The 22,371-nt window shown below is 66.1% G+C and carries 18 protein-coding genes and 1 tRNA gene; 4 read left to right on the forward strand and 15 right to left on the reverse strand.

Translation table 11 applies throughout. The annotated features are described in order from the left end of the window. Positions 1-111: 111 nt before the first annotated feature. Both R1L06_RS15940 and aceE read left to right on the forward strand, forming a co-directional pair. Positions 112-411, forward strand: a complete 300-nt coding sequence (locus R1L06_RS15940; protein WP_032128423.1) for a hypothetical protein — start codon at positions 112-114, stop codon at positions 409-411. A gap of 244 nt (positions 412-655) precedes the next feature. Then, positions 656-3,328 carry a pyruvate dehydrogenase (acetyl-transferring), homodimeric type gene (gene aceE, locus R1L06_RS15945; protein ID WP_317218185.1) on the forward strand — a complete coding sequence of 891 codons (2,673 nt, stop codon included), beginning with the start codon at positions 656-658 and terminating at the stop codon, positions 3,326-3,328. A 51-nt stretch (positions 3,329-3,379) separates the two neighbouring features. Here the strand turns inward: aceE and R1L06_RS15950 are convergent, their stop codons facing one another. The 3 genes from R1L06_RS15950 to R1L06_RS15960 form a co-directional block, all read right to left on the reverse strand. Then, a complete protein-coding gene (locus tag R1L06_RS15950; RefSeq protein ID WP_317218186.1) occupies positions 3,380-3,862 on the reverse strand; it encodes a LuxR family transcriptional regulator in 483 nt (160 codons plus the stop codon). A gap of 122 nt (positions 3,863-3,984) precedes the next feature. Continuing rightward, positions 3,985-6,156 carry a TonB-dependent alcaligin siderophore receptor FauA gene (fauA, locus tag R1L06_RS15955; RefSeq protein WP_317218187.1) on the reverse strand — a complete coding sequence of 724 codons (2,172 nt, stop codon included), beginning with the start codon at positions 6,154-6,156 and terminating at the stop codon, positions 3,985-3,987. A 111-nt stretch (positions 6,157-6,267) separates the two neighbouring features. Then, on the reverse strand, positions 6,268-7,206 hold the full coding sequence (locus R1L06_RS15960; protein ID WP_049422688.1) for a helix-turn-helix transcriptional regulator: 939 nt from the start codon (positions 7,204-7,206) through the stop codon (positions 6,268-6,270). A gap of 139 nt (positions 7,207-7,345) precedes the next feature. On the opposite strand from R1L06_RS15960, the gene R1L06_RS15965 reads away from it, so the two are divergent. Further along, positions 7,346-9,676 carry a TonB-dependent receptor gene (locus tag R1L06_RS15965; protein ID WP_317218188.1) on the forward strand — a complete coding sequence of 777 codons (2,331 nt, stop codon included), beginning with the start codon at positions 7,346-7,348 and terminating at the stop codon, positions 9,674-9,676. A gap of 121 nt (positions 9,677-9,797) precedes the next feature. Continuing rightward, on the forward strand, positions 9,798-10,259 hold the full coding sequence (locus R1L06_RS15970; RefSeq protein ID WP_317218189.1) for a DUF4189 domain-containing protein: 462 nt from the start codon (positions 9,798-9,800) through the stop codon (positions 10,257-10,259). 84 nt (positions 10,260-10,343) lie between these two features. Here the strand turns inward: R1L06_RS15970 and R1L06_RS15975 are convergent. The 12 genes from R1L06_RS15975 to folP form a co-directional block, all read right to left on the reverse strand. After that, a tRNA-Ser gene (locus R1L06_RS15975) sits at positions 10,344-10,436 on the reverse strand. A gap of 78 nt (positions 10,437-10,514) precedes the next feature. Then, a complete protein-coding gene (csrA, locus tag R1L06_RS15980; RefSeq protein ID WP_004152909.1) occupies positions 10,515-10,718 on the reverse strand; it encodes a carbon storage regulator CsrA in 204 nt (67 codons plus the stop codon). 147 nt (positions 10,719-10,865) lie between these two features. Continuing rightward, positions 10,866-13,514, reverse strand: coding sequence for an alanine--tRNA ligase (gene alaS, locus R1L06_RS15985; RefSeq protein ID WP_317218190.1), 2,649 nt, complete (start codon positions 13,512-13,514; stop codon positions 10,866-10,868). A 109-nt stretch (positions 13,515-13,623) separates the two neighbouring features. After that, positions 13,624-14,115 (reverse strand): recombination regulator RecX, encoded by a 492-nt coding sequence (recX, locus tag R1L06_RS15990; RefSeq protein ID WP_014036760.1) that lies wholly within the window; start codon positions 14,113-14,115, stop codon positions 13,624-13,626. A 110-nt stretch (positions 14,116-14,225) separates the two neighbouring features. Continuing rightward, complete coding sequence (gene recA / locus R1L06_RS15995) at positions 14,226-15,263, reverse strand: recombinase RecA (RefSeq protein ID WP_010484252.1); 1,038 nt, start codon at positions 15,261-15,263, stop codon at positions 14,226-14,228. Between the two features lie 204 nt (positions 15,264-15,467). Beyond that, positions 15,468-16,103: a transcriptional repressor LexA gene (gene lexA, locus R1L06_RS16000; protein WP_032128412.1), complete on the reverse strand. Its 636-nt coding sequence runs from the start codon at positions 16,101-16,103 to the stop codon at positions 15,468-15,470. Between the two features lie 206 nt (positions 16,104-16,309). Then, positions 16,310-17,992 carry a 2-polyprenylphenol 6-hydroxylase gene (ubiB, locus tag R1L06_RS16005; RefSeq protein ID WP_110714292.1) on the reverse strand — a complete coding sequence of 561 codons (1,683 nt, stop codon included), beginning with the start codon at positions 17,990-17,992 and terminating at the stop codon, positions 16,310-16,312. A 34-nt stretch (positions 17,993-18,026) separates the two neighbouring features. After that, on the reverse strand, positions 18,027-18,521 hold the full coding sequence (locus tag R1L06_RS16010; protein ID WP_010484249.1) for a CinA family protein: 495 nt from the start codon (positions 18,519-18,521) through the stop codon (positions 18,027-18,029). Between the two features lie 123 nt (positions 18,522-18,644). Next, the gene (gene hflX, locus R1L06_RS16015) at positions 18,645-19,955 is read right to left on the reverse strand and encodes a ribosome rescue GTPase HflX (protein WP_279913921.1); all 1,311 of its coding nucleotides are present in this window, start codon (positions 19,953-19,955) and stop codon (positions 18,645-18,647) included. A 14-nt stretch (positions 19,956-19,969) separates the two neighbouring features. Then, on the reverse strand, positions 19,970-20,245 hold the full coding sequence (gene hfq, locus R1L06_RS16020) for an RNA chaperone Hfq (RefSeq protein WP_004152891.1): 276 nt from the start codon (positions 20,243-20,245) through the stop codon (positions 19,970-19,972). A 96-nt stretch (positions 20,246-20,341) separates the two neighbouring features. Then, on the reverse strand, positions 20,342-21,295 hold the full coding sequence (gene miaA, locus R1L06_RS16025) for a tRNA (adenosine(37)-N6)-dimethylallyltransferase MiaA (protein ID WP_317218191.1): 954 nt from the start codon (positions 21,293-21,295) through the stop codon (positions 20,342-20,344). Continuing rightward, positions 21,295-22,191 (reverse strand): dihydropteroate synthase, encoded by an 897-nt coding sequence (gene folP, locus R1L06_RS16030; RefSeq protein WP_317218192.1) that lies wholly within the window; start codon positions 22,189-22,191, stop codon positions 21,295-21,297. The genes miaA and folP overlap by 1 nt, the downstream gene beginning before the upstream one ends. Between the last annotated feature and the right edge of the window lie 180 nt (positions 22,192-22,371).

Consider the following 22,371-nt stretch of genomic DNA (forward strand, 5'->3'; position numbering starts at 1 on the left):
AGCCCCGCAGGATGACGGCCATCGATGACAGTGGCGTTTCAACTGCCGGCAGGCAGCCGCTAGAATGCCGCCTCTGCAGTTTCCGGCAGCCGGCACAAGGAGTGCCCCGCAATGAACGCCCGCACCGCCATCAACACCCTCAGCAGCCTGCTGTTCCTGCTGCTGGTCGCCCACACCACCGCCTACCAGCAGCAGATGTGGCCGCCCAGCCGTGTCGTCCACGTGCATCCGGTGGTCGTCGCCCTCGCCTACGCGCTGGGCCTGCTCACCCTGCTGCTGTGGATCGGAGGACGCCGCTTGCCGGAACGCTGCCAGCAGCTCTCAGGCTGGCTGCCGATCGTGGCCTGGTGCCTGCTGGGGGTTGGTGTGGCGGTCATCCCGATGTTCTTCCCGGGCCTGTCCCCGGCCTGATCAGCGGCCGCACCCGGCGCGCCCGCCCATGATACGGCGCCACGTGCCAACCCTTGCTTGCCAGAGACCCAAGCCCTGCCCGCCTATCGAAGCCGGGGGGCCAGGCCTACGCTTGTCTTCTCGGCGGCCGCCACGGTCGCCCTTCGCGTCACGGCCCCGCCGTTGCGACCCCGCTCCAGTGCTGTGCGCCCTGCCGGTGTTGTCGCCCAGGCAGAAGTCCGACCGGCACCCTCTGGAGACAGTCATGAACCAAGCGCTCATTCCCTTCGATACCGATCCGCTGGAAACCCGCGAGTGGCGTGAATCACTGGAAGCGGTGATGCAGACCGGTGGCCGGCCGCGCGCGCACTACCTGATCGACCAGCTCAGCGAGCTGGATGCACAGCAGCACGGCGACCTGCATACCCGTGCCTGGACCGCCTACGTCAACACCATCCCGCCCGAGCGCCAGCCGGCCTACCCGGGTGATCTGGCGATCGAGCGCCGCCTGAACGCGATGATCCGCTGGAACGCGATGGTGATGGTGCTGCGTGCCGGCAAGCATTCCAACGTCGGTGGCCACATCGCCACCTACCAGTCGGCGGCAGTACTGTACGACGTGGGCTTCGATCATTTCTTCCGTGGCCGTACCGACACCTTCGACGGCGACATGATCTACATCCAGGGCCACTCCGCGCCGGGCATCTATGGCCGCGCGTACGTGGAAGGCCGCATCGATCCGGCGCGCATGGACAACTTCCGCCGTGAAGCCGGGCGCGAAGGCCTGTCCTCGTATCCACACCCGCGATTGATGCCGGAGTTCTGGCAGTTCCCCACCGTGTCGATGGGGCTGGGCCCGCTGACCGCCGCCTACCAGGCGCGCTACATGCGTTACCTGGAATACCGCGGCCTGAAAGAACACCAGGGCCGCAAGGTCTGGGCCTTCCTCGGCGACGGCGAGATGGACCAGCCCGAGTCGCTGGCGGCGATCTCGCTGGCCGGCCGCGAGCGGCTGGACAACATCGTGTTCGTGGTCAACTGCAACCTGCAGCGCCTGGACGGTCCGGTGCGCGGCAACGCCAAGGTCATCCAGGAACTGGAAGGCACCTTCCGCGCGGCCGGCTGGAACGTGATCAAGCTGATCTGGGGCAGCGGCTGGGACGACCTGCTGGCCCGCGACCACAGCGGCCTGCTGCGCCAGCGCATGATGGAATGCGTGGACGGCGACTACCAGACCTTCAAGTCGCAGAACGGTGCCTACGTGCGCGAGCACTTCTTCGGCCGTTACCCCGAACTGCTGGAACTGGTCGCGCACATGAGCGACGACGACATCTGGGCGCTGGCGCGTGGTGGCCATGATCCGCAGAAGGTGTTCGCTGCCTATCAGCAGGCAGTGAACACCAGCGGCCGGCCCACCGTGATCCTGGCCAAGACGGTCAAGGGTTTCGGCATGGGTGAAGCCGGTGAAGGCCAGAACATCAACCACCAGCTGAAGAAGATGAGCGCCGACGCGGTGCGCGCCTTCCGTGACCGCTTCAACCTGCCGGTCAGCGACGACCAGCTGGAGGACATGCCGTACCTGCGCCCGGAACCGGGCAGCGCCGAGGCGGCCTACTTCGCCGAGCGCCGCCGCATCCAGGGCGGGCAACTACCAGCGCGCCTGGCCAAGGTCGATCCGCTGCCGCTGCCGCCGCTGTCGATCTTCAATACCCAGCTGCAGGGCAGCGGCGATCGCGGACAGTCCACCACCATGGGCTTCGTGCGCATTCTCACCAGCCTGCTGAAGGACCCGGAACTGGGCAAGCTGGTGATTCCGATCGTGCCCGATGAATCGCGCACCTTCGGCATGGAAGGCCTGTTCCGCCAGATCGGCATCCACTCCTACCTGGGCCAGCTGTATACCCCGCAGGATGCCGGCCAGCTGAGCTACTACAAGGAAGCCAAGGACGGCCAGATCCTGCAGGAAGGCATCAACGAATCCGGCGCGATCTGCTCGTGGATCGCCGCCGGCACCGCCTACAGCAACCACGGCCTGGCGACGATCCCGTTCTACATCTTCTACTCGATGTTCGGCCTGCAGCGCGTCGGTGACCTGGCCTGGGCCGCCGCCGATGCGCGCACCCGCGGCTTCCTGCTCGGCGCCACCTCCGGCCGTACCACGCTGATGGGCGAAGGCCTGCAGCATGACGACGGCCACAGCCACGTGCTGTCGTCGGTCATCCCGAGCTGCGTATCCTACGACCCGACCTACAACTACGAGCTGGCGGTGATCATCCACGACGGCCTGCGCCGCATGTACGTCGAGCAGGAAGACATCTACTACTACATCACCGTACTCAACGAGAGCTATCCGCAGCCGGCGCTGCCCGAGGGCGCCGAGGCCGGCATCCTGAAGGGCCTGTACCTGCTGCACCCGGCGGCCGCCGACAGCGACTCGCAGCCACGCGTGCAGCTGATGGGCAGCGGTTCGATCCTGCGCGAAGTGGAAGCCGCGGCAGAACTGCTGCAGCAGGACTTCGGCATCGCCAGCGATGTGTGGAGCGCGACCAGCCTGACCGAACTGCGCCGCGATAGCCTGGCCGCCGAGCGCTGGAACCTGCTGCATCCGGCCGAGGAGCCCCGCGTGCCCTACCTGCAGCAGTGCCTGCAGGGCCATGAAGGCCCGGTGGTGGTGGCCACCGACTACATGAAGATCGTCGGCGACCAGATCCGCCCCTTCATCAACGACCGCCGCTTCACCGCGCTCGGCACCGATGGCTTCGGGCGCTCCGACACGCGTGAGTCGCTGCGCACGTTCTTCGAAGTGGACCGCCACTTCATCGTGCTGGCCGCCTTGAAGTCGCTGGCCGACGAAGGCCGCATCGAGCGCGCGCGGATGCAGGACGCCATCGACAAGTACGGCATCGACACCGGCAAGCGCGACCCGGCTGCGGTGTAAGGCTGCTGCATTCACCACGCCCGTTCTACGGGCGTGGTGCCGGCGGCAACGCTAGGGCATTCGCTTGAACAGATTGGTCTGCAGGATCGGCGTACCGTCGTGGCCGTAGAACGCCTTGGTCTCGGTCATCGTCGAGCGGTCGGCCGCGACGGTATAGATACGGGTGGAGGCCGGCGTGCCGTGGTCCACCAGCTGCATCACCAGGGTGTTCGGCGCTGGCAGTTTCAGGTTGGCCTTGTCTGCGCCATAGGTGCCGGACAAAGGCCCCGGCGTGCCGTCCAGCGCCAGCGTGCCGTCGGACTTCATGGTCTTGCCGTCGTGCAGGACGATGTCCACGTGTGAACTCCAACGCCCGGCACCGGCGTCCTTGAACTCCAGCACCACCTGCTTCGGGCGCTGCGCCTCGGGCAACGCAGACGTAGCGATATCCAGCGACCAGCGCCCCAACAGCGGTGAAGGAGATGCCTCCACTGCCAGCACCGGAACGGCGGGGAGTGAAAGCGCAGACAACAACACAGCGGACAACAGCTTCATACGTTGCTCCGTTCCCGTGAAGAGGATGCTGCGTGAAGCACTGTGGGGCGCAGCATCCGGATCCTGCACAGCATCGGCGCCCCGCACAAGGCAGGGCGCTGAACGGAGGGCAACGCCGTGCCTTAATAGCCAATCTTCACAGTGAACATCACGTTTCGCGGTGCACCGTACCAGCCCTGGTTGTAGAAGCCGATCTGCGAGTAGTAGTGGCGGTCGAACAGGTTGTTGATGTTGACTGCGGCCGACACATTGGAACTGAACTGATAGCGCGCCATCAGGTTCACCAGCGCGTAGCCGGGCTGCTCCACCGGCACACGGCGATTCCCTGGCGCGGTGGCGGTCTGGTACATGCGGTTCTGCCAGTCAACGCCACCGCCGATCGTCAGCCGGTCCCAGGCACCCGGCAGCCGCCAGGTGGTGAACAGCTTGAACAGGCTGCGCGGCTTGGCGGTGTTGATCGCCCGTCCCTGTGCATCCTGCGCGATGAAGGTGGTGAAGCTGGTGCCCAGGCTCCAGCCCGGCAGCGGCTCGCCGGCCAGTTCCAGCTCCAGGCCGTCCACGGTTGCGCCCTTCACCGCACGATAGGCCGCTTGTGTGCTGCCTTCGACCAGCCCGCCGGTGGCTTCGGCCAGGTTGTCCTGCTGGGTGCGGAACAGCGCCGCCGACGCATTCAAGCGCTCCTGCAGCCAGCTGCCCTTGAGGCCCAGCTCATAGCTGCGGCCACTGACCGGATCGAGGATCTGCCCGGATTCGTTGCGGTTGTTCTGCGGCTTGAAGATGCCGGTGTAGCTGGCGTACACGCTGCTGTAGCCGTTGAAATCCCAGACCACGCCGGCATACGGTACGAACTCGTTGCGGTAGCGGTACTTCCGCTTGGTGCCAAAGTAGACCTGGTCGGTCTCCCAGTTGCTCATGCGGCCACCGACGATCACGTGCAGCGGATCGGCCAGCGACAGCCGCGCCACCGCGTAGGCACCGCTCTGATGGTTGTCCAGGTCATCGGCCTGGGTCTTGCTGCTGGCCCACGTCGGCTCCGGCGTGCCCGGCCCGTGCCAGTCCAGATAGCTGGCCAACGGCGGCAGCGGCGCCAGCGCGCGGTATTGCCCCAGCGCGATTTCATCGCGTGAGCGCGACCAGCCGATGGACGCAATGTGCTGGCGGCCGAACAGCTGGAACGGACCGGTCAGGCTGGCGCTGATCGCTTCGCGTCGCACCGGACCGTCGTAGCGGGTGAAGCTGTTGCCATTGGGCATCGCCCCCGTCACCGGATCGGGATAGCCGCCCCGGTAGAGATGCTTCATCTCCATGTCGGTATGCGATCGGCTGTAGGAGACGCGCGCCTGCCAGTCGTTGCTGAAACGATGGTTGAAATCGAAGAAGCCGTTGCGGGTATCGGTGCTCATCCGTGCCCACGGCGCGGTGGCTGATACCGAGCGGTCGAAGCGGGTACGCGTGCCATCGGCGTTGAACAGCGCGAAGCCGCTGCCGAAGCCGCGGTTGTCGTTGCTCTGGTAGGAGATGCCGGCGATCAACCCGGTGTCCTCGCCCAAGTCCACGCTGACCACGCCGTAGAGTGTCTTTGCGGTACTGTCCAGGCCAGCGGTGTAGCTGTCGCCCTCTGCCTGCGCAGCGACCACGCGACCACGCACACGCCCTTCCCGGCTCAGCGGGCTGGACACATCCACCCAGGCGCGCCGTGCGTCCCAGCTGCCGAGGCTGATGCCACCACTGGCAGCGAACTCGCGCAGCGGGCGCTTACGCACGTAGTTCACTGCCGCCGAGGGATTGCCGGCGCCGGTCATCAGGCCGTTGGCTCCGCGCACGATCTCGATGCGGTCGTACACCACCATGTCCAGGTTGTTCTCGCCGAAATTCCACGGCGACAGCACCGGCATCACCACGCCATCGAACTGGTAGTTGTCGATGTCGAAGCCGCGTGCGGAGAACGAGTAGCGGTTGGCGTCGCTGCGCGTGACCGAGATGCCAGGTGCGGTCGCCAAGGCATCGGCGGTGCTGAGCAGGCCACGGTCCTCGATCTGCTGGCGGGTGACCACGCTGACTGATTGCGGGGTCTGCCGCGAGGTCAGCGACAGTCCGGTCGCCGTGCCCATCGAGTCGGTGGTGTAGGAACGCGACGTTTCGGTGCTGCCATCGAGGTCGGCCGTGACCTGCACGGTTGGAAGCTGGGAAGGCGTTACGGACGGAGTGCGTTCGGCGGCGTGGGCAGCGTTGAACAGCGCCAGGGTCGTGCCGATGGCGCTAGCCAGGGCACACGGGCGGAAACAGGCAGGCATGGGAGATCCAGCGGGAAGGAAAGGCTGGATGAGAATTATTGTCATTTGAGCGTGAGCGCACGTATGCGCGGACGCAGCAGGCGTATGCGCACTGCCGACGATGGTCCGGACTCAGCGAAGCTCGCTGGGCGCGATGCCGTAGCGCGCGCGGAATGCGGTCGCGAAATTGGTGGCGTGCCGGTAGCCGACGAAATGTGCGGCCTGCTGCACGCTGCAGCCCTGCCGCAGCTGCTCGCAGGCCAACTGCAGGCGCCGCTCGCGCAGCCAGGCGAACACCGAACACCGGTGCACCTGCTGGAACTTCAGCCGCAGGCTGCTCGGGCTCATGCAGGCCAGGCGCGCCAGATCCTCCAGGCTGTGGTCAGCCGCAGGTGATGCCTGCAGGCAGTCGATCACCCGTTGCAGCATGCGGCGATCACGTGCTGAAACACGCTGGTCCGGCGATGCCTCCTGGGCAGGCGCACCCAACGCCATCGCCAGCATCTGCAGGCCCACACCCTCGCACAGCAGCGCATGCATTGCGCCCTGCCAGGTCCCCGACAGCAACTGTTCGGCGGCATGTTCAAGATGCGCGGGTACCTGCCAGCTGTGCAGCCGCCGGCGACCATGGCGATGCGCCTGCAACAGCAGTTCGCTGATCACCGGATCATCCATCTCGGCCGGTGCATCCAGCGAGACATTCAGACTGCGCATCCGTTGACCGGCCGGATGAATCGCAGTCATCGGCGTGGCATCGGCCAACACCATCGCGCCGGCGCCGCGGTTCATGCCGATCACAGCCTGCCCTTCCAGGCGTGCTCCGGCACGACCTTCCAGCATCACGATCGCAGCGAACGGCGGGGGTGCCTCCGAAGTCGCCTCGAACGGCTGATGCGCGACCACGTCCGACAGCGCCAGGCTGATGCCAGGGCGCAAGCAGCGCTGTTCCACCCTGCCCTCGACCACGCACAGCGCGCCCGAATCGGCGGCGGACGCGAGTGCTGGCAGCCGATAGCGGAAACCACTGCTGCGGCCCAAGCGGTCCAGGTCGGCGAGGGTGAGGCTGTGCATGGTGCGCCCGTGAAAAATCACCCGCCATTCTCATATGAGAACCGTTCTCATATCCAGCCCTGGTGGCAAGGCCCAATCCGCCCTTGTCGCTACAAAGAGTTACATTATAACATTTCACATCAACTTCACGGATCGTGTCATGCGCCGCCATCTCCTTGCTGCAGCCATTCTGTTCGCCGTCCACACCGCCCAGGCCGCGGACGAACCCACCCTCCCCACCCTCCAGGTCCAGGCCTCCCATCCCTCGCGCATCGACAGCCGGGTCACCGTCGACAATCCGCAGGCGCAGAACCGCACCCTCGGCGGCCTGCTCGAACACGTCTCCGGTGTGCAGAGCAGCGCCTTCGGGCCAAACGCGGGCGCTCCGGTCATCCGCAGCCTCAGCGGCAACCGCGTGCAGATCCTGCAGGACGGCCAATCGATTCTGGGCATGAACGCGATCAGCGGTGACATCAACATCCCGTTCGATCCGCTGTTCGTACGCAGCGTCACCGTCAACAAGTCCTCCGACACCGTGCGCTATGGGGGCAATGCGATCGGCGGCAGCGTGGAGATCGACTCGGGCCTGATCTCGCGCAGCATGGAAGACAAGGATCAGTCGATGGAACTGGTCCTGCGCAAGGGCTTCAACGCGGCCGACGCGCAGGGCTTCCGCATGAACTTCAACAACCAGCGCAACGTCTCCACCAACCTGCAGGTATCCCGACAGCGGATCTCGCACTACGACATCCCCGGCAACAGCAAGGCCAGCGTCTGCAACACCGGGCTGTTCCCGGCCGGCGGGGGCGTCAACTCGGCACTGGCCGACGCCTGCCAGAAAGAGGCGCGCGTCCAGCAGCTCTACAACAAGGCCTCGCAGCCGTACATCGACCAGTTCATGACCGAGAACCCGGACTGGGCCGATGGTGACTTCTCGTTCTACACCAACAATCCGACCTCGGTCTGGCAGCGCCGCACCTACATCAATCCGGTCAACCCGGCCTACGTGCCCGGCACGCCGTCGTATGTGCAGAAGCAGATCAACAACGATGTGACGCCCAACTACCATCGCCGACTGGGCAACAGCTATGCGCGCAACAGTCAGGTGGCCTTCGGCTCGACCCTGTTCTTCGACCGTGGCTACGTGGGTGTCAGCATTGATGCCAAGGACAGCGAGTACGGCGTTCCAGGCTTCTCGATGCAGAACCTGTCGTTCGGTTCCAACTATGCCGATGGCCTGCCGGTGGGCGTAGTGATCAAGCAGCAGCGCTACGCACTGGAAGCCCTGCTGCGTGATCCACTGCCGTGGTTCGAGCGCGCGGAACTCCGTGTTTCCAAGCTGGACAACACCTCAGGCGAGCGGCTGGGCGCCACCAAGGCCAACGACTACGATTTCGAGAGCACCCAGGCCGAGCTGCTGCTCAGCCATCAACGCATCGGCCCTCTCAGCGGCCTGCTCGGTTTCAGCCATCAGTCGCGTGATGTCACCGGCAGCGGCTCGCAGCGCTACCTGCCGGACGTGGACACGCGCAGCAATGCGGTGTTCCTGAAGGAGACGCTCGACTTCGGCTGGGCCACCTTCGATGCCGGCGTGCGCCACGAGCGCGTCGACCACGCACTGCAGCCCAGCCGCTTCAAGACCGCGCGCAATGCCGCCAACACCAAACTGCAGAACCGCGACTACCGGCTCAACAGCTACAGCCTCGGCTCGTACGTCGAGCTCGGCCCCTTGTTCGCAGCCAAGATCCGTTACTCATCCTCACAGCGCGCCCCGGAGATCAACGAGCTGTATGCCAGCAACGCGCACTATTCGGTGATGACACAGGAAGAAGGCAACCAGAACCTGGAACCGGAGCGCGCGAAGAACCTGGAGCTGACTGGCCTGTTCCATCTCGGCGGTTTCGAGCTGTCCGCCACCGCGTACCGGATGCGGTACGAGAACTACCTCTACCTCGGCTACTCCGGCCTGCAGACCGCCAACCGCCTGCCACTGAAGTACTGGAAGCAGACCGACACCACGGTGAAGGGTTTCGAGATCGATGCTTCGCAGGCATTGGACCTGGGCCGCTTCGGCACGTTGAATGTGTCCGCCTTCGCCGACCTGGTGAAGAACAAGGCCGACCGCCCCGATTCGCTGCGTGCCCACAATGACGGCGAGTACCTGCCGAACATGCCGACCAACCGCTACGGTGCCAACCTGCAATGGCAGCGCGAGGGCTGGAAGGCGCAGCTGTCCAGCACCTACTACGACAGGCAGAAGTACCTCGGCCGCAACGTCAGCGAGGAGGTGCCGCTGGATGCGTTCAACCTGGTCGACCTGCAGGTCAGCCGCGAACTGCCGGTACGCAACAGCTACATCGCCGGCGTGGAGGTGTTCGTCAACGGCAGCAATCTACTCAATGAAGAAGCACGGCCGCACAACTCGCCGTTGAAGTACATCGCACCGTTGCCCGGGCGTGGCTTCCAGGTGGGTGTGACGGTGAAGCTCTGACAACCGGATGCATCGGTACACGCCTGCAGGCAGACGGCCTGCAGGCGTCGTCCATCGCACCCCCTGCGTGGTTGCACCACGCTCCCCGGTTGATTCACCATCGGCAGAGAAGGAGAGCGTGATGAACTGGAAGCATGCGGTTTCACTGGCACTGTTGTTGTCCGTTTCATCAGGCGCAAGTGCTGCGTCTGCGATCACCTACGACAAGGATGGCCGCTACGGCTATTCGATGAACCAATCTTCCCTCACCACTGCGATGCAGCAGTCGCTGCACTACTGCGCAGCGCGATCGCGCAATTGCGGTCAGTCCGCCAGCACCAGCAGCGAAGGCTATTCGGCCATAGCGACCGGCACGATTGCGTTGGGCTTTGCACTGGGTGAGAAGACCGCGGACGCCGCGCAGCGGAAGGCCGAAAGAATGTGCAGGGAACGTGCCAACGACTGCACGCTTGCCTTGCTGTGGCGGGAAACCCCACCTCGCTATCTCGAACCGCCACAGCTGCCCGGTGCGCCCGCTCCGGCACCAGCGGCGACGCCCGCGCCCATGCCAACGCCTGCCATCAGCACCGATCAGCCAGGATAGTCAGCTCCACGCCGGCTGTACTTTCGAGTGTCAGATAAAGAAAAACGCCTGCAGATCGAGGATCTGCAGGCGCTTCTTTGTATCTGGCGGAGTGAGAGGGATTCGAACCCTCGATAGAGCTTTTGACCCTATACTCCCTTAGCAGGGGAGCCCCTTCGGCCACTCGGGCATCACTCCGGGGTTTTCTCCGCGTCTGGTGCGTTGCACCTCAGCGGGGCGTGAATCATAACGTTAATCGAGTGCGAAGGTAAAGCGTTATTCGGCAGAATTTTCGCTACCGGTGCCACCGGCTTCGTCACCGCGCTGGATGCGCTGATAGATCTCTTCGCGATGCACAGCGACGTCCTTCGGCGCGGTGATGCCGATACGCACCTGGTTACCCTTGACGCCAAGCACGGTGACGCTCACCGAGTCTCCGATCATCAGGGTTTCGCCGACGCGGCGAGTCAGGATCAACATTTTTGTAAGTCTCCATGGAACCGTGTGGAAGGGTATCCCCCACCGGCTTGACGCTCCGTCAAGAAGCGCTACCACGACAAAGGGAAAAGATTCGCAATGGTACCGTCAGCCGTCCCGCTCCTACAAGGAGGGGGACGGCCAGGTTCATCACAGGCGGGGGCTGACCCATTCGACGACTGCAGCCAGCGCAGTGGCAAGGGCGGGCCCGTCCTCGCCACCACCCTGGGCGAGGTCCGGGCGTCCGCCGCCCTTGCCCCCGATCTGACCGGCGATATGGGACAACAGTTCCCCGGCCTTGACCTTGCCCATTGCGCTGCCGTTCACACCCGCGACCAGGGCGGCCTTGCCGTCCTGGGCGCCGGCCAGCACGATCACCGCATCGCCCAGCTGCTGCTTCAGGCGGTCCATGGCGTCACGCAGGGCCTTGGCATCGAAGCCCTCCAGGCGGGCAGCCAGCACCTTCACGCCGGCAACCTCGACCGCCTGGCCGGACAGATCGGCCGTGGCACCGGCGGCAACCTTGGCCTTCACGGCTTCCAGTTCGCGCTCCAGCTGCTTCTGGCGCTGGCCGAGGGCACGGATCTTCTCGACCACGTCGGCAGCGCTGCCGCCGAGCAGATCGGCGGCTTCGGCCAGGCGAGCCTCTTCGGCGTCCACGTAGTCCAGGGCGCCCTGGCCGGTGACCGCTTCGATACGGCGCACGCCAGCGGAGACACCGCCTTCGGAGGTGATCTTGAACAGGCCAATGTCGCCGGTGCGGTTGACGTGGGTACCGCCGCACAGCTCGGTGGAGTAGTCACCCATCTTCAGCACGCGCACGTGTTCGCCGTACTTCTCGCCGAACAGGGCCATCGCGCCGAAGTCCAGCGCTTCCTGCATGCCCATGTTGTGCACTTCGGCGGCGTTGTTGGCACGCACCTGCTGGTTGACCTTGCGCTCGATCACCGCCAGCTCTTCCGCGCTGATCGGCTGGAAGTGCGAGAAGTCGAAACGCAGGCGGTCCGGAGCGACCAGCGAGCCCTTCTGCTGCACGTGGGTGCCGAGCACTTCGCGCAGGGCGGCGTGCAGCAGGTGGGTGGCAGAGTGGTTGAGGATGGTGGCGCCACGGCGCTCGCCATCGACCTGGCCGGACAGCACGTCACCGACCTTCAGGCCGCCTTCGGACAGGGTGCCGACGTGGCCATGGAACTGGCCGGCGAACTTCTGGGTGTCTTCCACCACCAGGCGCACGCCGTTGCCGGTGAGCACGCCGGTGTCGCCGACCTGGCCGCCGGATTCGGCGTAGAACGGGGTCTGGTGGGTGATCACGATGACCGCATCACCGGCATCGGCCGACTGCACCGGACGACCGTCCTTGAGCAGCGCCAGCACGGTCAGGCCGTCGGCCTGCAGGCGGTCATACCCCAGGAACACGGTTGGGCTGAGGGTCGCCACCAGCTCGGCAGGCAGGGTCACGCCACCGCCGAACTTGCCGGCCGCGCGCGCGGTTTCGCGCTGCTGCTCCATCGCCGCATCGAAGCCGGCGATGTCGACGGTCAGGTCGCGCTCGCGGGCGATGTCCTGGGTCAGGTCGAGCGGGAAGCCATAGGTGTCGTACAGGCGGAACGCGTCAACGCCGGGAATCACGCCATTGCTGGCCTTGCCGGCAACGTCTTCGAAGATCTTCATGCCGGCGTCGAGGGTTTCAGCGAAACGCTCTTCTTCGGCCTGCAGCGCACGGGTGACGGTATCGACCGCCGCCGGCAGTTCCGGATAGGCCTCGCCCATCTGCTCGACCAGGGTCGGCACCAGCTTGCTGAAGAACGGCTGGCGCACACCCAGCATCCAGCCGTGGCGCAGGGCGCGGCGGATGATACGGCGCAGCACGTAGCCGCGGCCTTCGTTGGACGGCAGCACGCCGTCGACGATCAGGAACGAGCAGGCACGGATGTGATCGGCGATCACCCGCAGCGACTTGTTCTCCAGATCGGCGGTACCGGTCAGTTCGGACGCCTTGCGGATCAGCGCCTGGAACAGGTCGATCTCGTAGTTGGTGTGCACATGCTGCAGGATCGCCGCCAGGCGCTCCAGGCCCATGCCGGTATCCACGCACGGCGCCGGCAGCGGCACCAGGGTGCCATCCGGCTGGCGGTCGAACTGCATGAACACCAGGTTCCAGATTTCGATGAAGCGGTCGCCGTCCTCATCCGGGGAGCCCGGGGGGCCGCCGGCGATATGGTCACCGTGGTCGTAGAAGATCTCGGTGCACGGGCCGCACGGACCGGTGTCGGCCATCTGCCAGAAGTTGTCCGAGGCGAACGGTGCGCCCTTGTTGTCGCCGATGCGCACGATGCGCTCTTCCGGCACGCCAACCATGTCGCGCCACAGCGCGTAGGCCTCGTCGTCGGTCTGGTAGACGGTGACCAGCAGGCGCTCGGCCGGCAGCTTCCAGACCTGGGTCAGCAGCTCCCAGGCCCAGGCGATCGCATCCTTCTTGAAGTAGTCGCCGAACGACCAGTTGCCCAGCATTTCGAAGAAGGTGTGGTGGCGTGCGGTGTAGCCGACCTGGTCGAGGTCGTTGTGTTTGCCGCCCGCGCGCAGGCAGCGCTGCACGTCGGCCGCGCGCACGTAGCTGCGCTTCTCCGCGCCAAGGAACACGTCCTTGAACTGCACCATGCCGGAGTTGGTGAACAGCAGGGTCGGATCATTGCCCGGCACCAGCGGCGCCGACGGCACGATGGTGTGGCCTTTGCCCTTGAAGAATTCAAGGAAGTCGCTGCGGATCTGGGAAGTCGTGAATTTGGCGGATGCGTTCATTGGGGGCTGGCAGTCTGCGGGCCGGCGGGCCCGGACCACCGGCCGCGTTGGCCAGGGTCGCGAGAGACCGCCGAAAACCTAAAGGGTATCAGGCCCGGCGCCGCCAGTCTCAGTCATCCGGGTCGTAGCGGGTCGCACGGCGGATGCTGTCGCCGTCGAAGCCCCGTCGGGCCAGCAGATCGGCGGCCTTGCGCCGCTGCGTCAGGTCCTGCGGACCGGCCTCGCCAAAGCGTCGGCGGACCAGATCACGGGCATTTTCCTGCCAGTCGCCTTCGTAGCTGTCCATCGCCGCGGCAATCGCGGCACTGTCCAGGCCGTGAGTGCCCAGCTCGGCGCGGACATGGATCGGCCCATAACCGGTGTTGGCGCGCATCCGCACCAGGTTCTCGGCGAAACGGGTGTCGTCCTGCCAGCCGGCCTCTGTCAACTTGGCCACAGCCGCCTGCGCGGCTTCGTCTTCGATGCCGCGTGCGGTCAGCTTGCGGGTGAGCTCCTTGCGCGAGTGCTCGCGGCGGACCAGCAGGCCCAGCGCTCGTTGCACGGGCGTCTGCTCGCGCGGCCGGCGTTTGCGGCCGGTGGGAATGTCGTCGGCGTCGGACATCGGTGCTCCAAGGGTGGCGCCATCCGTGGCGCCCAGCCCATCCCTGGGCGATTCGAACCTGCGGGACAGGGCGACGTCACTGACGGCGCCGCCCTGCCCCACAGCAAGCCTTATTCGTCGTCGCCTTCGTCGTCGCCTTCCTCACGGCTGGCTTCGGTCGGCTGGAACTTCTCGCGCAGCTCGGCTTCAAGCTTGGCAGCGACCGTCGGGTTGTCGCGCAGGTAGCCACGGGCGTTGTCCTTGCCCTGGCCGATACGCTCTTCACCGTAGCTGTACCAGGCGCCGGCCTTCTCGACCAGCTTGGCATCCACACCCATGTCGATCAGCTCGCCCTCGCGGCTGATGCCTTCGCCGTACAGGATCTCGGTGATGACCTGCTTGAACGGAGGCGCCAGCTTGTTCTTGACGACCTTGATCTTGGTCTGGTTGCCAATGATCTCGTCGCCCTTCTTGATCGCGCCGATACGGCGGATGTCCAGGCGCACCGAAGCGTAGAACTTCAGCGCGTTGCCGCCGGTGGTGGTTTCCGGGCTCTGGCCCGGCATCATCACGCCGATCTTCATGCGCAGCTGGTTGATGAAGACCACCAGGGTGTTGGAGCGCTTGATGTTGCCGGTCAGCTTGCGCAGCGCCTGGCTCATCAGGCGGGCCTGCAGGCCCGGCAGCTGGTCGCCCATCTCGCCTTCGATTTCGGCCTTCGGGGTCAGCGCGGCGACCGAGTCGATCACCAGGATGTCCACCGAACCCGAGCGGACAAGCATGTCGGCGATTTCCAGCGCCTGCTCGCCGGTATCCGGCTGCGACAGCAGCAGGTCGTCCACGTTCACGCCCAGCTTGGCGGCGTAGATCGGGTCCAGCGCGTGCTCGGCGTCGATGAAGGCCGCGGTGCCGCCCATCTTCTGGCATTCAGCGATGGCCTGCAGGGTCAGCGTGGTCTTGCCCGAGGATTCCGGCCCGTAGATTTCAACGACACGGCCCTTCGGCAGACCGCCAATGCCCAGCGCGATGTCGAGCATCAGCGAACCGGTCGGGATGGCTTCGACGGGCTCGACCACGCGGTCGCCCATGCGCATCACCGAGCCCTTGCCGAACTGCTTTTCGATCTGGCCCAGAGCTGCAGCGAGGGCGCGCTTCTTGTTCTCGTCCATCGGATTGGTCCTTGCAGAGGTCGTGTCGTTGGAGGTGCTGTCTTTGGGGGTCTTCTTTGCCATGGGTTCACTTTAAGTCGGACGTATCGCACAGGCTGAGATTCTGCCCGGCGCTCTGAAAAGAATTATCGGACATCCGTACCAACCTCAGTGGAACCAGAGAATCGCCACAAAAGACCGCGGGGTAATGCGCTATGGAACGGGTCAACGGTTGGGTCGCAACAGGCCGCAATAGAGGCCCTCAATCGAGAAGTCCTGGTCAGGCAGCACCTCGATCGGCTTGTAGTCGGGATTGCGCGGCAGCAGGCGGATACGATCCTTGGCGATCTTCAGCAGCTTGACGGTGATCTCGTCATCGATTCGGGCCACCACGATCTGTCCGGAATGAGCATCGCGGGTGCGGTGCACACCGATCAGGTCACCGTCGAAGATGCCCTCGTCGATCATCGAATCGCCCTGCACCTTCAACAGGTAATCCGGTGCCGGCGAGAAGAACACCCGGTCCAGCACCACGAAGTCGTCCGAGCCGATATCGGCACCGATCGGCAGGCCGGCTGCGACACGGCCCAATACCGGCAGGCGCAGGACGCTGTCGGGCAGGCCCGGCTCGGCCAGCTTCTCGACCGGTGGCGCCTGTACCAGGCGGATGCCGCGGGCCTGGCCCGGGATGCGACGGATCGCACCGGCCTGCTCCAGGGCCTCCAGGTGGTACTGGGCCGCGCGCACGCCCTTGAAGCCGAACGCACGTGCGATTTCAGTCTGCGACGGCGGCGCGCCTTCGCTCTCGATACGCTCGGCGATCAACTGCAGGATCGCCTGCTGGGTGTCGGTCAGGTCCATGGTTAGTAGTATTACTACTAATGAGCGGGACTGCAAGTGCCGGGGGCGACACGGCGGCATCTGTGGTGCCGAGCCGTGCTTGGCAATCGCGCGAACGGCTGGGCTGACCTGGGCAAGAGCAGCCGAGCATGGCTCGGCTCTACAGGAATCGCTGCGCGATTCTGCGGTTCCTGTGGAACCGCGACAGGCGCACTTCGTGCACCTGCCTACGTGTGTTTACCGCTTCTCCAGATCGAGAACAGGATCCAGACGCCGCAGAAGCCGGCGCCGATGAAGCCGCACACGCCCAGTGCCAGCAGCCAACGGCTGGAGACGCCGCCAACGCTGTGCATCACGATCGACGAGCCGATGATCAATGCGGCGGTGACGATGCCCATCACCAGCCGGTTCGCCGCACGGTTCACCTGCTCGCCGAAGCCCTGCAGCGCCGTGGTTTCCACCTTCAGCTGCAGGCGCCCACGGCGGGCGGCCTGGACCAGCTTGCGCAGGTCGCGTGGCAGTTCACCGGCGAAGTCGACCAGACCCAGCAGGCTGCGGCGGCCGCGCTTGAGCAGGGCCTTGGGCGCATAGCGCTGCAGCACCACCCGTTCCAGGAACGGGCGCGCGGCACTGGCCATGTCGAAATCCGGGTCCAGCTGCCGCCCCATGCCTTCCAGGGTCAGGAACGCCTTGATCATCAGCGCCAGGTCGGCCGGCAGGGTCAGGCTGTAGCTGCGCAGCAGCTGGGTGATGTCGCCCAGCATCAGACCGATGCGCAGGTCCTTCAGCGGCACGCCACGGTACTGGTCGACGAACTGGCTGATGTCGTGTTGCAGCCGGTTCTCGTCCACTTCCACGCCGCCGGCCCAGTCCAGCAGCACGTCGGCCACGCCCTGCGGGTCCTGCTCGACCAGCCCGTGCAGCAGCTGCGCAACCTGGAAACGACGCACTTCGGACAGCGCACCGACCATGCCGAAATCGATCACACCGATGCGGCCGTCACGCAGGTAGATGATGTTGCCGGGATGCGGATCGGCGTGGAAGCTGCCGTCCTCCAGCACCATCTTCAGCACGATGTCAGCACCACGCCGCGCCAGTTCGCGCCGATCCAGCCCCGCCGCATCGACGCCGGCCAGATCACGCCCTGGAATGCCGTCGACGAAGTCCTGCACGTTCAGGCTTTCGCAGGTCCACTGCCAGTGCACGTCGGGAATCAGGATGTCGTCGCGGCCCTTGAAGTTGCGTGCGATGCGCTCGGCATTGCGGCATTCGGCGGCAAAATCCAGCTCGCGACGCAGCGACACGGTGAACTGCTGCACCACCTCGGCCGGGCGATAGCGGCGCAGGTCCGGCAGGCGCGCCTCGACGATCTCCGCCAGGCGGGCCAGCAGCCGCAGGTCGGCCTCGACCACATCGCGGATGCCGGGGCGACGCACCTTCAGCACCACCTCGCGACCGTCATGCAGGCGCGCGCGGTGGGCCTGCGCCAGCGAAGCGGCGGCCATCGGGGTTTCATCGAGGAAGGCGAACACTTCTGAAGGCGATGCACCCAGGTCGGCCTCGAGCTGCTCGCGGATATCCGCGTACGGCAGCGCCGGCACCGCGTTCTGCAGTTCGGAGAGCTCGGCGATCCATTCCGGCGGCAGCAGGTCGACGCGCGTCGCCAGTACCTGGCCGAGCTTAACGAAGGTCGGGCCGAGATCCTGCATCGCGCTGCGCACGCGCACCGGCGCGGTCATCCGCAACAGTTCCTGCCGCTCCTCGTTCCAGTGCAGCAGGCGCCCTGCCCGCTCCAGCGTGCTGGCCAGGCCGATGCGCCGCACCACATCGCCGAAGCCATAGCGGATCAGGACGACGGCGATTTCCTGCAGTCGGCCCAGGTCACGGACCGTGCCCAGCGTTTCCCACATCATGCGTGCTCCGGACGATTACCGGATCAGCATGTCACAGCTGGGCGTCGATACCGCGCAATGCCGCCGCCACGGTTTGCCGGCGGATGGCTTCGCGGTCGCCGTCGAACTGGAACAGCTCGGCACGGGCGTAGCCGCCGCGGCGCTTCCAGCCAATCCAGACGCTGCCGACAGGCTTGTCCGGGCTGCCGCCACCAGGACCGGCGATGCCGGTCACCGCCACGGCGATACCGGCGCCGGAATTGACCAGCGCACCGGACACCATTTCCAGCACGGTTTCGCGGCTGACCGCGCCGAACTGCTCCAGGGTCTGCGCACGCACGCCCAGCAGGCGCTGCTTGGCCTCGTAACTGTAGACCACCATGCCGCAGTCGAAGAACGCCGAGGAACCGGCGATGTCAGTCATGCACTTGGCGATCCAGCCACCACTGCAGCTTTCAGCGGTCACCAGCTGCAGCGAAGCCTGCTGCAGGCGCTGCCCGAGCGCGGCGGACTGGGCATTGAGTTCAGCGTCGGTGGGAATGGACATCGGCATGACGGTGGGGTGAAGAACCTGCACGTTGTACCGCAGATGACAGGCGGATGTCGCGCTCCTCCGGCACGGTTGCGCTGCCGGCCAACGGCCGGCACTACCGGGCAATGGGCCGCTACCTCACCACTCCGGCGGTTTCTCCGGCAGCAGCGCCCGGATCGGCGCGCCGTCGGCACTGGCGGCCAGCTTTTCGGCTTCGGCAATCGGCAGGTCGACCTGCAGCAGCCAGCCGTCTTCGTCGGCCTGCTCGCTGCGGATCACTTCCAGCTGGTGCAGGCGCGCACGCAGGCGGCCGGCATCCGGCGGCAGGCGCAGTTCGCCGGTAACATGCTGCAGGCCCAGGCGCTTGCCCAGCACCGCCTGCAGCAGCTCCAGGCCCTGCCCGTCACGCGCGGAAATCCACACCCGCTCGCGACGCGACTCATCCGGGATACCGTCCTGGCCATCGTGGCGGACGTCAGCGCCCTCGATCCGGTCGATCTTGTTGAACACCAGCAACTGCGGCAGGTCACCGGCACCGACCGCGGTCAGTACCTCGTCGACCTGGGCGATGCGCTCCTCGCGGTGCGGATCGGCGGCGTCGACCACATGCAGCAGGAAATCGGCCTCGCGCGCCTCGGACAGGGTCGAGCGGAAGGCAGCGACCAGGTCATGCGGCAGATCGCGGACAAAGCCGACGGTGTCGGCCAGCACCACGTTGCCGCCCGGCACCGCGATGCGGCGCACGGTCGGGTCCAGCGTGGCAAACAGCTGGTCGGCGGCATAGGCCTCGGCGCCGGTCATGGCATTGAACAGGGTCGACTTGCCGGCGTTGGTGTAGCCGACCAGGGCCACGCGCGGCAGCTCGCTGCGCACGCGCGCACGGCGCATCTGGGTGCGCTGCACCTCGACCTTTTCCAGCCGCTTCTGCAGCTGCTCGACCCGCTTCTGCAACAGGCGGCGGTCGGTTTCCAGCTGGGTTTCACCCGGGCCACGCAGGCCGATCGAACCACCGCGCTGGCGCTCCAGGTGGGTCCAGCCGCGCACCAGCCGCGTGGCCAGGTGACGCAGCTGCGCCAGCTCGACCTGCAGCTTGCCTTCGTGGCTGTGCGCACGCTGGGCGAAGATGTCCAGGATCAGGCCGGTACGGTCGATCACCCGGCGCTCGAGGAAGCGTTCCAGGTTGCGCTCCTGGCCCGGGCTCAACGCATGGTTGACCAGGATCAGGTCGGCACCGCTGGCATCGGCCGCGGCCTTGATCTCGTCCAGCTTGCCGCTGCCGATCAGGGTCGACGGATTCGGACGGTCCAGGCGAGCGGTGATCGTCGCGGCGATGCTGGCCCCAGCCGAGCGGGCCAGATCACCGAACTCTTCAAGCACATCGTCTTCCAGCTTGCCGAAATGGGGCTGGATCAACAGGGCGTGTTCACCCTTCTTCGAGCGGTCAAACATTCACCGCTCCGGTATTACTCGTCTGCTTCATCACCTGCCTGACCACCTTCACCCGACTGCACGTAACCACCGCCCGGACCGACCTTCACGTTGCGTGCCGGAACGACCGTGGAAATGGCGTGCTTGTAGACCATCTGACTGACCGTGTTGCGCAGCAGGACCACGAACTGGTCGAACGACTCGATCGTGCCCTGCAGCTTGATGCCGTTCACCAGGTACACCGAAACCGGCACGCGTTCGCGCCGCAGTGCATTCAAGAAAGGATCCTGCAGCGATTGCCCCTTGGACATTGCACACTCCTGATTATTGTTCTTATTGGGTTGCCGACGGTTGCCACGGCCCCCGAGCCGCCCGCCGACCGATGATGTTACACGGCTGGCGGGGGTTCAGCGTGCGACGAAGGTCGACACCGCGCCGGCCAGGCGCTCGTGGTCGATATGGGGGTCGAACCAGCGCGCATCAAGCTCGCCGCGCAGCCAGGTCAGCTGGCGCTTGGCCAGCTGGCGGGTGGCGAAGATCGCCTTGTCACGGAAGCGGGCGGCATCGCCCTCCCCGTCCAGGTATTCCCAGGCCTGCCGATAGCCGACCGCGCGCACTGCCGGCAGGTCCAGCGGCGCCTCCACGGAAGTCATTTCCGGCATCGCGCGCAACGCCCGCACCTCGTCGAGGAAGCCCTGCGCCAGCATGGCGTCGAAGCGCGCCTCGATGCGCTGGTGCAGCACCGCGCGGTCACGCGGCGCCAGGATCAGCTTGAGGGTGCGCACCGGCAACGGCGCCACGCCCGGCCGGCGCTGCCATTCAGTGATGGGGGTGCCGGTCAGGCGATAGACCTCCAGCGCCCGCTGGATGCGCTGCGGGTCGGTGGCTTGGATGCGTGCCGCTGCTGCTGGATCGACCTTGGCCAACTCTGCGTGCAGCGCCGCCCAGCCACGCTCGGCCGCCTCGGCGCTGAGCGCTTCGCGCGTCGCCGGATCGGCCTCGGGCATCGGCGACAGGCCCTGCAACAGGGCGCGGAAGTACAGGCCAGTGCCACCGGCCAGGATCGGCATCTTGCCGCGTGCCACGATGTCGGCCACGACCCGGCCGGCATCGGCGGCGAATTCGGCTGCCGAGTAGGTCTGCCAGGGATCGCGCAGGTCCAGCAGATGGTGCGGCGCCTGCGCACGCTCGGCCGCATCGGGCTTGGCCGAACCGATATCCAGGTGGCGGTACACCAGCGCCGAATCGACGCTGACGATTTCGCCATCCAGCTGCTGTGCCAGGGCGATCGCGGTGGCGGTCTTGCCACTGGCGGTCGGCCCCATCACGGCGATCGCCAGTGGCCGCCGGTCGATGCCCATCAGTCTTCGTCCGGCCAGCGGATCGTCGGCGTGGCGTCGGCACGCGGCGTCGGCACGGCTTCCACCGCCTGCCAGATCTTCAGCGCATCGACGGTGGCCGCCACGTCATGCACGCGCACGATGCGCGCACCGCGCTGGACCGCGATCAGGTGTGCGGCCACCGAAGCCGCGACCCGCTCGGACGGCGTGTCGCGGCCGGTCAGTTCGCCCAGGCTGCGCTTGCGCGACAGGCCGGCCAGCACCGGCACGCCCAATTCCAGGAAGCGCTCGGAGCGCGCCAGCAGGGTCATGTTGTGCGCGGTGGTCTTGCCGAAGCCGAAGCCGAGATCGACAAGCAGGTTCTTCTTGGCGATGCCCGCCATCTCGGCGGCGAACAGGCGCTGCACCAGGAAGCCATGCACCTCGGCAACCACGTCGTCGTAGTGCGGGTCGGCCTGCATATGGCCCGGCTCGCCCTGCATGTGCATCAGCACCACTGGCACGCCGGTTGCAGCGGCGGCGTCCAACGCCCCGTCCTGACGCAGGCCGAAGATGTCGTTGATCATGCCGGCGCCAGCGTCCACCGCCGCGCGCATCACCTCCGGCTTGAAGGTGTCGATGCTGATCGGCACCTGGGTGCGGGCCGCCAGTTGCTCGATCACCGGAATCACCCGGCGCAGCTCATCCTCGACCGATACCGGCGCGGCGCCCGGGCGGGTGGATTCGCCGCCGATATCGAGCAGGTCGGCGCCCTCCTCCACCAGCTTCAGGCCGTGAGCGACGGCCGCATCGGTGGTGTCGTGCGCGCCGCCATCGGAGAACGAGTCCGGGGTGACGTTGACGATGCCCATGACCCGGGCACGGTCGAGGCGCAGGATGCGGCCGGCGCAATCGAGCTGGGGCGAGGTGTCGAACATGGGCAATCCTGCAGGGACAACGGCGGGTAGTTTAGTTCGGCAGGGCGGCGCCCTGCACCCGCAGAGGCCAGAGCTACAGCAAGAGCCGGAGCAACAGCGGGTTTACTGAGGGATGGCGGGGTGGATCCGGTTGCGGGGGACGCCGTGAATCCGTCCATGGAGGCTCGGTCGCGCCATCCA

The organism is Stenotrophomonas mexicanensis (assembly GCF_032911605.1).
In the GTDB taxonomy this organism is placed as follows: Bacteria; Pseudomonadota; Gammaproteobacteria; order Xanthomonadales; family Xanthomonadaceae; genus Stenotrophomonas; species Stenotrophomonas maltophilia_A.